Consider the following 12795-nt stretch of genomic DNA (forward strand, 5'->3'; position numbering starts at 1 on the left):
TTCGCATCAGGGACGCCAGCTGTAGATCCAGTCCTGCCGCGCCAGCATGCGCTCCGGGCCGAGCGCGCGGATCGCAAGGTCGCGTGCGAGCGCGAGCGGCCCGCCGAGATGATAGATCCTGCCCTGCTGCCGCGCGGTCCGTTGCACCCGAAGGACCCGCGCCTGGCGGGCACGGCCGTATTGAGTCAGCGCGGCGGCGATGTCCGTGGTGCTCTCGGCGGCCTCAGGGCTCAAATGCCGGGCGAGCACGGCGGCATCCTCGATCGCCATTCCGGCGCCCTGGGCTGCAAAGGGCAGCATCGCATGCACGGCGTCGCCGAGCAGCGCCACCGGGCCCTTGCTCCAGGGGCAGCCGTCGGGCACGCCGAACAGCGCCCATTTCCGCCAGCTGTCGACCGGGGCGAGCATCATCCGCGCCGGCGGCGGCCAGCGCGGGGCGGCAAAGGCGTCCATCACCTCGACAGGATCGCCGGGCGTGCTCCAGCCCGGCCGGTTCCAGGTGCCGGGCAGCACCGCGACCACGTTGATCTGGCGTCCGCCGGCAATCGGATAGGCGACCAGATGCGCGTTTGGGCCCATCCAGAGCTGCACCCGGCGCGCGGCATAGTCCTTCGGCAGTTGCGCGGCATCGAGCGTGCCGCGCCAGGCGATCAGCCCGGAGAAGCGCGGTTGCACCTCGGGGAACAGATGCTGGCGGACCGTCGACCAGATGCCGTCGGCGCCGATCAGGGCGCTCGCGAGATCGCTGCGGCGGATCGTGCCGCTGCGATGGACGACGGTGAGGCCCTTGGCGTGGGGCGCGACATCCTCGAAGGTTGCACCCAGCTTCAGGTCGATGTCGGGATGATCGGCGACAGCGCCTGCCAGCGCGGATTGGAGGTCGGCGCGGTGCACCACCCAATACGGAGCGCCGGCCCGCGCCGACGCTGCCTCGCCGAGCGGCATGCGCAAGAGCTCGCCGCCGGCGCGCGCGCTCATGATCGAGACCGCTTCCGGGGTTACCGCGCGCGCCTTGAGGCGTTCGGTCAGGCCGAGCTCGACCAGGACGCGGCTGGCATTGGGGGAGAGCTGCAGGCCGGCGCCGACTTCCTCGAGCCGCTCGGCCTTTTCCAGCACGACGATGCGGAAGCCGCGGGCCGCGAGCGCAAGCGCGGCCGTCAGGCCGCCGATACCGGCACCGGCGATGACAATCGTTCGGGAGAGCGCCACCCCTGACCGACGGAAGCGGTCAGGCCACCTTGTCCTTCAGGACGCATTCCGGTGGGCGGGCTTCGCCCGGCTTCAGGTCGGCCGCGAAGCGGTACAGCGTCGAGCAATAGGGGCAGATGATCTCGTTGTCGTTGCCGAGGTCGAGGAAGACGTGCGGATGATCGAACGGAGGGTTGGCGCCCACACACATGAACTCTTGCGAGCCGATCTCGATGACGGGAACACCGGCATCGTTATGGAAGTGCGGGACGACATGGTCGGACATCGTAACTCATCCTGGAGTGGCAATGGCGGCAGACACAATCAAGAACTGACGCGGCCTCTTTGAGGCGCCGCGGACCATACTTGCGGGTACAGATGATTGCTAGTCCAGTGGAACCGAAAGGTTCGCAATTGCCCCATGCTCATTTGCTCATGCAAATTCGACACAATCTTGGGGCCTGAGAGAAGCCCTTCTTTCGTCGGGGACGTTGTGTCGCAATTTTGGCAAACTATCTCCATGGACGACTGCAAGTTGCGACGAAGGACGAAATCGTCAGGCGCAAGCGACCCGAAGGGACCATCCAGGCTTTCCGCATGAAGTGGCTGCGAATCAGCACAGCGTTGACCGGTATCGCGGCGTGCAGCTTCATGCTCGTGCAGGTCGCGCCGCATGCCCGCGAGGCCGGCGCGATCCTCGCTGCCCAGGATGATCCCTCCGCGCTCTCGGAGCTAAAGCTCGATGCGCTGCTGCGGCGGAACGACCGGCTGGTTCAGGACAATATCGAGGCCGCGCTCGCCGCGGATGATACCGACCTCGCCGATAGCTTCGTTGCGCTGGCGCGCGATCGCAACATCGCGCTCCCTGACGACCTGCTGAACCGCGTCAGTGACGCCGTCAAGGCGGAGAACTCCACCGCGCATTTCGCCAAACGATTTGCCACCGGTCTCGTCACCGGCAACGCCGACGACGTCGCGAGCCTGTCGGGAACGGTGGCGGGCGATCTGTTCGTGTTCGGCGACATCAGGGACGTGGTGCGCGAGGGCAAGCATCTTGCCATGGGCGAGGACACCGATCGTCTCGTACTCGGGCTTGCAGCTGCCGGCCTTGCGGTGACGGCGGCAACCTACGTGTCCGTCGGCGGTGCAGCGCCGGTGCGCGCCGGACTGACGCTGGTGAAGGATGCGCGCAAAGTCGGTCGGCTCGGCGAGGGACTTGCCGCATGGGCCGGCCGGTCGGCGCGCGAGGTCGTCGACACGCCGGCGCTCCGGAATGCGGTGGTATCAGGCTCGGTGCTGCGCCCTGGCCAGACCGTGAGCGCGATCAAGGCCGCGTTCCGGGCCGAGAAGGCCGGTGCGCTGGTCCGGCTCGGCAAGGACGTCACGCGCGTCGCCGAAAAGACCGGCACGCGCGGTGCGATGGACACCTTGCGCATGGCCGAGGGTCCCAAGGACGTCGCGCGCGCGGCGCGGCTGGCGGAAGCGCAGGGCGGCAAGACGCGCGCGATCATGAAGCTTCTGGGCCGTGGCGCGCTGCTGCTCATTGGCGGCGCGTTCGATCTGGCGCTCTGGCTGCTCAGTGCGGCGCTGACGCTGTTCGGCCTTCTGTCCTCCATCAAGGCGACGACCGAGCGCCTGACCCAGGCCTGGTGCGATCGCAGGCGGGCGCGGCGGTTTCGCCGGCTGCAGATCGCGGCTGACGCCGCTCTGGCCAGCGCGGGCACCACGGCCTGAAGTGCGACGCGCTCCAGGCTATTGTTTGAGCATGATGTTGCCGGAAAACCGCTGCACACTTTTCCGGATCATGCTCTAAGATCGACCCATCCCCACAAGACCCCACGGAACTGATGATGCCGAGCTTTCATAACGGCGCCGTTGAAATTGCCTATCTCGACGAAGGCGAGGGCGATCCGATCGTCCTGGTGCACGGCTTTGCCTCCAGCAAGAACGTGAATTGGGTCTATCCGACCTGGGTTTCGGAGCTGCGCAAGAATGGCCGCCGCGTGATTGCGCTCGACAATCGCGGCCACGGCGAAAGCGCGAAGCTCTACGAGCCCGAACAGTACTCGATCCCGACCATGGCCGGCGACGTGCTCGCGCTGATGGATCACCTCGCCATCCCGCAGGCCGACATCATGGGCTATTCGATGGGGGGACGGATGACGGCGTGGCTCTCGCTCAACGAGCCGCAGCGCCTGCGCTCGGCGATCCTCGGCGGCATCGGCATCGGCGGCCTGATCGAGGGCACAGGGCCCGGCGAGAACGTGGCGAAAGCACTGGAAGCGCCGGAGCTCGAGGACGTCACCGATCCCGTCGGCCGCACGTTCCGCGCGTTTGCCGATCAGACCCGCTCCGACCGCCGTGCGCTCGCCGCCTGCCTGCGCGGCACGCGCGATCTCATGACGAGGCAGCAAGCCGCGCGCATCGAGGTGCCGGTGCTGATCGCGGTCGGCAGCGCAGATGACGTCGCGGGAAGTGCCAGCGCGCTCGGCGCCATCATCCCGGGCTCGGAAGTGCTCGACATTCCCAATCGCGACCACATGCGTGCGGTCGGCGACAAGGTCTACAAGACCGGCGTGCTCGACTTCCTCTCCCGCCGCGGCTGAGCCGGCAAAGGGCCAAGATAGTTTCTCGGCGTCTGAATTTCGGTGACGGCCGATGCTTCACACCGCCTTGTCGCTGAACGCGGCGGGAAGTGTGGTGAGGAACGACATGACGCGCTGTGTGCGCAGGGGCGGGCGGCGGCCGGAGGTGCGCAGCATCCATAGGGGTTCCGCAGGCGCGCGCCAGGGCGCCAGCACTTCGACCAGCCGGCCGGCGCGAAGGTCTTCGCCAACGAGCCACGCTGGCCCCCAGCCGATCCCAAACCCATTCGCGATCAAAGCGAGCGACGCATGCGCGTCGTCGCAGATGTGCTTGGGCTTGGGCGTGACGCGAATGGGTCCTTTGCCGCGCGGGTCGGCGAAGCGCCAGGTCAGGATCTGACCGCTCGCGGGATTGCGGAAGCCGACGTGGTCGTGTGCGGAAAGCTCAAAGGGAGTGGCCGGCGTGCCGCGCGCCTTCAGATAGGCAGGCGAGGCGCAGGCGATCCAGGAGAACGTGCAAAGCCGCCGCGCCTGATGGCCCGGCGCGCGGTCGAGGGCCCCGAGCGGATCGCGACGTCGACGCCTTCCGCCGCAAGATCGAGAATCTCGTTGCGGAATTTGACCTCGATCTCGATTTCCGGCCGTTCCCGCAGGAACGCGGGCAGTCGCGGCAGGATGCAGGCGCGCGCGAACGAGGCGGGGGCGGTCACGCGCACCCGTCCGCCATCGTCGCGCGCGACGTCGCCGAGCGCGGATTGGACACGGGCGAGACTTTCGACCAACGCGCGTCCCGCCGCCATCAGCCTGTCGCCCTCTGCCGTCAGCGCCAACGAATGGGTGGAGCGATGCAAAAGCCGCAAGCCGTGAGCCTTTTCGAAGCGGGCGACCGCCTTGGACATCGCCGAGGTGGTCGTCCCCGCCCGCCGCGCGGCTTCGGCAAAGGAGCCCGCCTCGACGACGCGGACGAAGGCGAGGAGGCGCGAGAGGTCGGGAGGCAAAGTCGTTGTGGACATGGAGTCCACATAGTCATGGCTCTGCGGTCACTACAAGGGCCGTTCCCGAACGACTAATTAGGGAGCGTCGGCGCGCATTCTGCGGCGCTGGAAACGCGGGAAGTCCCATGAACCCCATCGAAATCACTCTGCAAGCCCTCGACGCCGCCGAGCGGGCGATTCCATCCGGCCAGCCGGTCTACATGCTCAATCTGCTGCGCTACCGCGCGCAGGCCCGTTACGAGGACGGATTCGACGCCGCGCCCTGCTCAGGCCGCGAAGCCTTCAATGAACGCTACAGGCCGGCATTCCGGCGTCTGGCCGCCGGCAAGCCGCTCGTGCGGGTGTTTTCCGTTCCGGTCCTGGCGAACATCGTCGGTTCGCCAGGCGAACGCTGGGACGAAGCGGCGATCAATGAATACGGCGATTTCGCCACCTTCCGCGCGATCGTCGAAACTGAGGAGTACCGTCGCGAAGTCGCTCCGCACCGGCACGCGGCGCTCGAGGATTTCCGCCTGTTCGCGCTCGCCAAGGCGGTGTGAAATTACGGTGACCGTTCTGGACTGCCCCCCTGAAGTGAGACACGATAATTACAGTGACAGGCATTTCGAGGATGACCTGTGGCAGGACGAGAAAAAGCAGCGGGAAGCGCGCCTGCGGCCATCCTTCGAGACGCCCGCCTCCGGCGGGCCCTCAGGATGAGGACGGAATGTGCAGCAGCAGTTTCAGAGCACACCGCTCTGGCGAAGCCTCGTCTTGAGGAGACCGCAAAGCGGTCGTCTCGAAAGACGAGGCGCTTGCTCAGGCCGTCCGAAAAGTCATACGCGATAGCCCTGCGCAAGCGGAAGAGGGGCGTATCTCGTTGTCGCGATCAAACCAAAATTCATCCCGCTTTTGCATCCTCGCCAAACCGCCGCGCCAGCGCCATCAGCACCACGAAAGTCGCCACCCACACCATCCGCGCGCCGTAGCGGTCGTGGGGACCTGAGATCACGCCGCAGATGAAGGCGTTGCCGAGCAAGGCCAGCGTCACCGTCGCGGCCAGCAGCGTCAGGTCGTCCAGCCGGCGCTTCGCCAGCGCATGCGCGAGCAGAAGGATCAGCCCCAGCATCGAGGCCAGCGCGACGGGGACATGCAGCCAGTTGACGTAAACGAAATCGATGTCCCAGTGCTGCTGCCGCGCCGCCCGCATCGGCGCGACCTGTGCGGGGATGTAGCGCTCGATGATGCCGTAGGTGTGCGGAATCCAGCCATTGGTGCCTTCGCCGGTCGCCACATGCAGCAATTGCTGTCCCATCGCGCGCAACGCCGCGCCGGCTTGCCAGGCCGGATAGTCCGCGAGCGAGTGCACGACGATGTAGCCCATCTCCTCGTTCATTCCTTCGAAGCGGCCGAGCGTGTTGAACATGCTCTTGCCCCACAGGAATTCGTCGGCGCTCGCCGGCAGCTCGTTGCGATAGGGGCAGAGCTTGTAGCGTTCGCGCGGGCAATGGTCGTTGAGATAGCGCGCAACGATGCCATCCTGCAGCATGCGGCCGAAGGCGACGCCGTAGCCGCCGGGCGTCCAGGCCAACTTGCCGGACAATGCATAATTCGCCGACACCAGCATCAGGCCGCCCGCAACGATGCTGAGGCTCGCTTGTGTCAATCCGGCGAGCGGAAGCCGCTTGCCCACCAACGGCCGCGCCATCCAGCCGGCGGCGCAGAGGCCGAGCAGCACGCCGAGCGTCGCGCTGTGGGTCGCCGCCGCAAAGGCGGTGAAGGCGAACAGCGCGATCTTTTCGAGCCGCGCCGTGCGCTGTCCTCCGATGACCAGCAGGAACAGCGACAGCACCGAGAGTCCTGCAAAGATGTCGGTGAGCAGCAGGCTCGCAAGCCAGGGCAGCGCGGTCGACAGGATCAGGCCGAGGCTGATCGCGACGAAGCGGAAGGTCTGCATCATCGAGAGCACGCGAAGGGTGAGCTGCAGCAGCCACAGCGTCGCCAGCGACTGGACCGCGAGATTGATCCAGAAGCCGAAACTCTCGCCATAATGCAGATAGAGGCCGAACACCGTGGAGCGGCTGGGGACGAGATAGCCCTCGTACCAGCGCGCCAGATAGCCGCCGGTATCCCATTGCAACAGCGGATAGCCGTTCCAGAACGCCGGCGCGATCATCAGGAGGGGCAGGGCCGCCGCCGCGAGCCGAAGCCAAAACGTATCAGCGGCGCGTGCGCGCAATTGATCGGTGGTGATGGTCAAATCGGTTCCGTGCCCCTCGTTCGGACCTCGCCTGCAATAGCGGCTTGGAGAGAATTCACCAATAGTTTGATGCCGCCCCGCTTGAATTTGGCAGAACTCTGACCACCTTGAGCCGACCTAGCCGCCTGGGGGCGTCAGAAGAAATGCTTGTGTTTCAAAGCCTTAGCGTGCCCCGTGGGGCAAGGTGCTGTTCACTCCTGAGGCAAGCCCGTCAGGACTTTGTCGCCTGGACTGTGCTATACAGCCGGTAAAAGAGGCCAATTCGAGAGAGCAAATCGCATGGCAGTGCATCAGGTCAATCCGGGAGGAAAGCTCGCATCGCTCGATCCGATCTGGGATCGGATCCGGGGCGAGGCGGAGGACATCGTCCACCGCGAGCCCGAGCTTGCGACCTTCATCTATTCGACGGTGCTGCACCACAGCCGCCTCGAAGACTCCGTGGTCCATCGCGTCGCCGACCGCCTCGATCACTCCGCGCTGTCGGGCGATCTGGTGCGCCAGACCTTTGACGAAGCGCTGCGTGACGATCCCGATCTCGGCAACGCCTTCCGTGCCGATCTCGTCGCCGTCTACGATCGCGATCCCGCGACCTCGCGCTTCATCGATCCCTTGCTCTACTTCAAGGGCTTCCACGCCATCCAGACCCATCGCCTCGCGCACTGGCTCTATCTGAAGGGCCGCAAGGACTTTGCGTATTATCTGCAGAGCCGCGCGTCCGCGGTGTTCCAGACCGACATCAATCCCGCCGCGCGCATCGGCCGCGGCATCTTCCTCGACCACGCCACCGGCTTCGTCTGCGGCGAGACCGCGGTGATCGAGGACGACGTCTCGATCCTGCACGGCGTCACGCTCGGCGGCACCGGCAAGGAGAATGAAGATCGTCATCCGAAGATCCGTCACGGCGTCTTGATCGGCGCCGGCGCGAAGATCCTCGGCAACATCGAGATCGGCCACTGCGCCCGCATCGCCGCCGGCTCGGTCGTGGTCAAGCCGGTGCCGCACAACGTCACGGTCGCGGGCGTGCCCGCCAAGATCGTCGGCGAAGCCGGCTGCGCCGAGCCTTCGCGCACCATGGATCAGATGATCAACGCCATGGGGCTGTAAGACGGACTTTGATGCTCGCGAAGGGCCGGATTCTCCGGCCCTTGTCGTCCCCAAATTCTTTGGCAATTCATGCTGGCGGTTCGTCGCGTCTCGTCCTAAAACCCCGCCACGTTAGATTTCGATTGGAGACTTGCCGTGGACGTCAAGGAAGTAAGGAAGCTCGACGCGTATCTGAAGCGCGTATTCGGCAATCCCAAGATCCGCGTCGTGCCGCGGCCGAAGAAGGACGATTCCGCCGAAGTCTATATCGGCGAGGAGTTCATCGGTGTGCTCTTCGTCGACGACGAGGACGATGATCGCTCGTTCCAGTTCCAGATGGCCATCCTCGAGGACGATCTCGTCGATCAGGAATAGCTGTTGGTACGCCGTCGTCGCGAGCGGAGCTGAGTCTTCGCCATGCGCGGCGTTCTCTCGTGTCCCGGACGTACTGCAACGCCCCATAGCGCGTCGAGGACGCGCGTAGACGCGCTTACAGCGTTGCGGTGCAGAGCCGGGACTCAGGAAGCCGCACGACGCATCTCCGCAACATAGGCCCCGGCTCAGCAGCGCACCGTCACTGGACGATGCTTCGCATCGCCAGGGAGACGCTGCGCTGCGTCCGGGGCACGCATCGACGATCGAGCTGAGCTCGCTCCCCATCGTCATTGCGAGCGCAGCGAAGCAATCCAGGAATTTTTCCGCGCAGAGATTCTGGATTGCTCCGCTGCGCTCGCAATGATGCCGTTAGCTTCGCGGTCCGTGCACGGTTCTCCGTCACGCGCCCACGGCCGCGAGCATGTCGGGAATCGTGACAAACTTCTCCCGGGGCTTGCCGAGCGCGGCTCCCCTGCGCTTTTCGGCCGCGTCGATCGTGGCCCAATCCGGATAGCTCACGATGCGTGCGCCGCGGCCGGTTAGGCGCGCAAGCAGTGCGTCAGGCGTATCCGAGCGCGGCCGTCGATGGGTGATATCCGCCAGGACCGCCTCTGCGGTCGCGATCCCGCAGCCGCGATTGGTGCCGATCGTGCCGTTCGGCCCGCGCTTGCTCCATCCGCAGACATAGAGGCCCTCGATCACCGAACCATCGGCTGCGACGCGTCCGTCGACGTTCGCATGCACGCCGCGATGCGCGTCATAGGGAACCCCAGCCACCGGCGTGGTCTTCCGGCCGACGCTGCTGAGCGAGAGGCCGCATGCGATGTCCTCGACAGCGCCCGATTCCTGCTTGAACGCGATGGCCTCCAGGCGGTCTCGTCCGCGGAGCGCGACGGGTGACAGACGAAATCGAAGAACGCAGCGCCGCGGCTTCGTCACGGCGGCCTGCGAGAACGCGCGCAGCAACGACAATTTTTCGGTCAGCTCCGGATCGTCGGGAGATGGCGGCTCGAATTCATCGGAGCTGACGTTGCGCATGTCGACGCATGTATCGCATGTGTTGAGTTCGAGAAAGTCACGCAGTTCCTTTGCGGTGAATCTGGTCTGCGCCGGTCCGCTGCGGCCGACGACGTGGATTTCGCGGATCCGGCTCTCAGCCAGCACCTCGAGCGCGTGGCGTGCGATGTCGGTCCGGCGCAGCTCGTCCGCGCTCTTGGCGAGGATGCGCGCCACGTCGAGAGCGACGTTGCCATGGCCGATGACGATCGCGGTGTCATGATGAAGATCGAACCGCAGATCCGCAAACTGCGGATGCCCGTTGTACCACGCGACGAAATCGCCCGCCGTGTGGCTGCCCGGGAGTGCTTCGCCGGGGATGTCGAGCGCGCGGCTCAGTTCCGCGCCCGTTGCCAGCACGACGGCGTCATAGGCCTCGCGCAGTTCGTCGATCGAGACGTCGTCTCCGATGGTCACGCCGCCGATGAAGCGAAACCCGGGCATGGTGGCGATCCGGTCGAAGGCCGTTGTGACCTGCTTGAGCTTCGGATGGTCGGGGGCCACGCCGAACCGCACCAGCCCGTACGGTACCGGGAGCCGCTCGAACATGTCGACCGTCAAGGGCACGCCCGAGCGCAACAGGGCCTCGGTGGTGTAGAAGCCGCTCGGTCCGCTGCCGACGATGGCGATGCGGTTTTCGTTTGCGACGGATCCCGTCATCGGCCCAGCGCCCGCCTGCGTTCATCGGCCCCCGGCAGAGCCGGCAGGCGCGCACTGATGACGGGAGTCTCGGTTGCGCGCTTGCGGTTGACGTCGATCCAGTACTTCTTGTCCGCGGCGAGGCGATAGTCGGGCTCGATCGCGCCGACCGGGCAAGCCGGCGCGCAGCCACCGCAATCGATGCAGTTTTCCGGATCGATGTAGGTCATGGCGTCGTCGACGTGGAAACACTTCACGGGACAGACGGTCACGCATTCGGTGTATCGGCAGCCGCGGCAATTGTCGGTGACCACATATGTCATCGTCAGGCCCCGCTGACCTGAACGAGGATGTCCGAGAATGTCGGGGCACGTCCGAGGTCGGCGAAGGCGGGAGGCGTCAGCACGTGAACCGTCGCGCCCCGGCGATTGGACCGCTGCCAGTAACCGGACGGAGCCACCACCACGCCCGGCATGACGTCGGCCGAAACGGTCGCGAACGCCTCGAACGCGCCACGGTCGTTGAAAACGCGAATCGGCGCGCCCGCGACGATGCCACGCTGTGCCGCATCGTCCGGATTGAGCAGCACCGCCTGTTCTTCGCCCGCCTGCGCGGTCTGCGCCGGCAGGTTGCCGTAGTTCGAATTCAGGAAGGCGTGGCTCTTCGGCGAGATCAGGCTGAGCGGATAGCGCGTTGCGAGCACGGGCGCGGTGCGCGGGTTCTCGTTCGGCGGGATGTAGTGGGGCAGGGGATCGACCGGCGCGGCATCCTGGTCGCCATTGTAGCCCTGGCGGAACAGCGGCACCACGAAGTTGCCGCCGCCGGCGATCGTCGACTTGAATTCGCACTTCCCCGATGCGGTCGGAAAATTGCCCTCGCGGTGCGGCGCCCAGTCGGCCGGCGCGGGCATGTTGAGGCGCGCATAGCCCTTGGCCTTGACATCGTCGAGCGTGATGCCTGCGAGCACCGGGCTGCTCCAGTCGAGGGAGTCTTCGATGATCTCGTCGTCGCTCCGGAAGAAGGAGGGATCGGTGATGCCCATCGCGCGCGCGAGCCGGCGGAACAGCTCGGTGTTGGACACGGCCTCGCCGAGCGGCGCGATCGCCTGGTTGTTGTACGACAGATAGAGATGCCCCCAGGAGAACATGATGTCCTTCTGCTCGAGCTGGGTGGTCGCGGGCAGAACGATGTCGGCGTATTTCGCGGTGTCGGTCAGGAAGTGCTCGCTGACGACGGTGAAGAGATCCTCGCCTTCCAATCCCTTTTCGAGCTTGCCTTGCTCGGTCACCATCGCCATTGGATTGGCATTGTAGACGAACAGCGCCTTGATCGGCGGATCGAAGCCGAGCTCGCCCGTCAGCGCAGCTCCAAGGCGCCAGGAATTGAGCACGCGCATCTTCTCCGGCTGGAGATCGGGACGCATCAGCACGTCCCATCGGACCGGGAACGCCCAGATCGGGAGCTGGAGCAGCCCGCCGCCGACGTGCTTCCAGGCGCCGATCAGTCCCGGAAGACAGGCGATCGCGCGCACGGTCTGACCGCCGCCGGCATGCCGCTCGACCGCGACGCCGATGCGCACGACGGCCGGAGGTGTCGTCGCATATTCCCGCGCCAGCTTGACGATGTCGCTGGCGGGAATGCCGGTTTCCTGCGAGGCGAATTCGGGTGTGTAGCTGGACGCCCGTTCGGCCAGCTCGTCGTAGCCCACGGTGTATTTGTCGATATAGTCGCGATCGACCAGATTCTCCTTGATGATGACGTGGATCATCGCGAGCGCCAGCGCAGCGTCGGTGCCGGGACGGATCGGAATATGCCAGTCGGCAAGGCGTGCGGTGCGAGTGCGGACCGGATCGATCACCACGAGCTTGGCACCGGCCTTTTTCGCCTGCTCGATGAACGGCCAGTGATGCGAGTTCGTGCTCAGCGTGTTGCAGGCCCACAGGATGATGTACTTCGAGTGCACGAAGCTCTCGGGATCGACGCCCGGCGTGTGCCCGATCGTCATCATGTACGCGGTGCAAGAGCCGGAATCGCAGAAGGTGCGCTCCAGAACGGTCGCGCCGAGCTTGTTGAAGAGGGGATCGCCGACGTTCAGCCCGTTGATGACGCCCTGCGTGCCCAGATAGCTGTAGGGCAGGATCGCCTGCGCGCCGTGCTCGGCAATGACGGATGTCCAGCGCGCCGCGATGGTCGCGACCGCTTCCTCCCAGGAGACCCGCTGGAACTGCCTGGTGCCCTTCGGTCCGACGCGTTTGAGTGGATACAGGACGCGCTTGTCGCTGTAGACGCGCTCCTCGTAGTTGTTGACCTTGACGCAAAGCCGTCCGCGCGTGAACGGATGATCGGGATTGCCGCGGACGGCGATGGCTTTGCCATCCTCGACCGTGGTCAGGATGGAACAGGTGTCCGGGCAATCGTGGGGGCACGCGCCGATGACCGTGGTCCTTGCCATGGATCTCTCCGCTTCCTGATTTCAAGACGACCAAGGATGCGGCGGCCGGGCGCAGTCTGGCTTTTCAAAATGTGCGGTGTTGTTGTCCCGGACTGCTCTCGGCCGGTGGACGCACCGCCGGATCTCTGGCATGGTAATTGCTGGACCCGGCAATACCTTTCTGCCCACACATCGCGTGATCTG

Annotated in this window: 13 protein-coding genes and 1 pseudogene; 5 read left to right on the forward strand and 9 right to left on the reverse strand. The window is 65.6% G+C overall.

Annotation, left to right across the window (positions count from 1 at the left end; translation table 11 throughout):
* Positions 1-6: 6 nt before the first annotated feature.
* Positions 7-1209: an FAD-dependent monooxygenase gene (locus IVB23_RS35735; protein ID WP_061882856.1), complete on the reverse strand. Its 1203-nt coding sequence runs from the start codon at positions 1207-1209 to the stop codon at positions 7-9.
* A gap of 19 nt (positions 1210-1228) precedes the next feature.
* Positions 1229-1474: a zinc-finger domain-containing protein gene (locus tag IVB23_RS35740; RefSeq protein ID WP_008562814.1), complete on the reverse strand. Its 246-nt coding sequence runs from the start codon at positions 1472-1474 to the stop codon at positions 1229-1231.
* Positions 1475-1785: 311 nt separating this feature from the next.
* Between IVB23_RS35740 and IVB23_RS35745 the strand changes: the two genes are divergently transcribed.
* Both IVB23_RS35745 and IVB23_RS35750 read left to right on the forward strand, forming a co-directional pair.
* Entirely contained in the window at positions 1786-2922 is a 1137-nt protein-coding gene (locus IVB23_RS35745; RefSeq protein WP_247801666.1) for a hypothetical protein, read from the forward strand.
* Positions 2923-3038: 116 nt separating this feature from the next.
* Positions 3039-3794: an alpha/beta hydrolase gene (locus IVB23_RS35750; protein ID WP_247801667.1), complete on the forward strand. Its 756-nt coding sequence runs from the start codon at positions 3039-3041 to the stop codon at positions 3792-3794.
* A gap of 57 nt (positions 3795-3851) precedes the next feature.
* On the opposite strand, the gene IVB23_RS35755 is transcribed toward IVB23_RS35750, so the two are convergent.
* Positions 3852-4277, reverse strand: coding sequence for a LysR substrate-binding domain-containing protein (locus tag IVB23_RS35755; protein ID WP_247805021.1), 426 nt, complete (start codon positions 4275-4277; stop codon positions 3852-3854).
* On the reverse strand, positions 4250-4786 hold the full coding sequence (locus IVB23_RS35760) for a LysR family transcriptional regulator (protein ID WP_247801669.1): 537 nt from the start codon (positions 4784-4786) through the stop codon (positions 4250-4252). The genes IVB23_RS35755 and IVB23_RS35760 overlap by 28 nt, the downstream gene beginning before the upstream one ends.
* A gap of 107 nt (positions 4787-4893) precedes the next feature.
* Between IVB23_RS35760 and IVB23_RS35765 the strand changes: the two genes are divergently transcribed.
* On the forward strand, positions 4894-5307 hold the full coding sequence (locus tag IVB23_RS35765) for a hypothetical protein (RefSeq protein ID WP_247801670.1): 414 nt from the start codon (positions 4894-4896) through the stop codon (positions 5305-5307).
* Between the two features lie 341 nt (positions 5308-5648).
* Here IVB23_RS35765 and IVB23_RS35770 read toward each other — a convergent pair whose 3' ends face one another.
* Positions 5649-7007, reverse strand: coding sequence for a hypothetical protein (locus tag IVB23_RS35770; RefSeq protein WP_247801706.1), 1359 nt, complete (start codon positions 7005-7007; stop codon positions 5649-5651).
* 279 nt (positions 7008-7286) lie between these two features.
* On the opposite strand from IVB23_RS35770, the gene cysE reads away from it, so the two are divergent.
* Positions 7287-8111 (forward strand): serine O-acetyltransferase, encoded by an 825-nt coding sequence (cysE, locus tag IVB23_RS35775; protein ID WP_028180886.1) that lies wholly within the window; start codon positions 7287-7289, stop codon positions 8109-8111.
* A 135-nt stretch (positions 8112-8246) separates the two neighbouring features.
* The gene (locus IVB23_RS35780) at positions 8247-8465 is read left to right on the forward strand and encodes a DUF3126 family protein (protein WP_007602550.1); all 219 of its coding nucleotides are present in this window, start codon (positions 8247-8249) and stop codon (positions 8463-8465) included.
* A gap of 399 nt (positions 8466-8864) precedes the next feature.
* Here the strand turns inward: IVB23_RS35780 and IVB23_RS35785 are convergent, their stop codons facing one another.
* The 4 genes and pseudogenes from IVB23_RS35785 to IVB23_RS35795 form a co-directional block, all read right to left on the reverse strand.
* Positions 8865-10181, reverse strand: coding sequence for an FAD-dependent oxidoreductase (locus tag IVB23_RS35785; protein ID WP_247801708.1), 1317 nt, complete (start codon positions 10179-10181; stop codon positions 8865-8867).
* Positions 10178-10390, reverse strand: coding sequence for a ferredoxin family protein (locus IVB23_RS35790; protein ID WP_246515631.1), 213 nt, complete (start codon positions 10388-10390; stop codon positions 10178-10180). The genes IVB23_RS35785 and IVB23_RS35790 overlap by 4 nt, the downstream gene beginning before the upstream one ends.
* Positions 10391-10483, reverse strand: a pseudogene (locus IVB23_RS39510) (ferredoxin); the annotation flags it as partial.
* A 2-nt stretch (positions 10484-10485) separates the two neighbouring features.
* Positions 10486-12612, reverse strand: a complete 2127-nt coding sequence (locus IVB23_RS35795) for a molybdopterin oxidoreductase family protein (protein WP_247801710.1) — start codon at positions 12610-12612, stop codon at positions 10486-10488.
* Between the last annotated feature and the right edge of the window lie 183 nt (positions 12613-12795).

Origin of the sequence: Bradyrhizobium sp. 191 (genome assembly GCF_023100985.1) — a bacterium.
GTDB lineage: Bacteria > Pseudomonadota > Alphaproteobacteria > Rhizobiales > Xanthobacteraceae > Bradyrhizobium > Bradyrhizobium diversitatis.

Coding starts and splice junctions, on each gene's coding strand:
- IVB23_RS35740 (WP_008562814.1), bottom strand. CDS start 1,474: ATGTCCGACCATGTCGTCCCGCACTTCCATAACGATGCCGGTGTTCCC.
- IVB23_RS35745 (WP_247801666.1), top strand. CDS start 1,786: ATGAAGTGGCTGCGAATCAGCACAGCGTTGACCGGTATCGCGGCGTGC.
- IVB23_RS35750 (WP_247801667.1), top strand. CDS start 3,039: ATGCCGAGCTTTCATAACGGCGCCGTTGAAATTGCCTATCTCGACGAA.
- IVB23_RS35760 (WP_247801669.1), bottom strand. CDS start 4,786: ATGTCCACAACGACTTTGCCTCCCGACCTCTCGCGCCTCCTCGCCTTC.
- IVB23_RS35765 (WP_247801670.1), top strand. CDS start 4,894: ATGAACCCCATCGAAATCACTCTGCAAGCCCTCGACGCCGCCGAGCGG.
- cysE (WP_028180886.1), top strand. CDS start 7,287: ATGGCAGTGCATCAGGTCAATCCGGGAGGAAAGCTCGCATCGCTCGAT.
- IVB23_RS35785 (WP_247801708.1), bottom strand. CDS start 10,181: ATGACGGGATCCGTCGCAAACGAAAACCGCATCGCCATCGTCGGCAGC.
- IVB23_RS35790 (WP_246515631.1), bottom strand. CDS start 10,390: ATGACCTACATCGATCCGGAAAACTGCATCGATTGCGGTGGCTGCGCG.
- IVB23_RS35795 (WP_247801710.1), bottom strand. CDS start 12,612: ATGGCAAGGACCACGGTCATCGGCGCGTGCCCCCACGATTGCCCGGAC.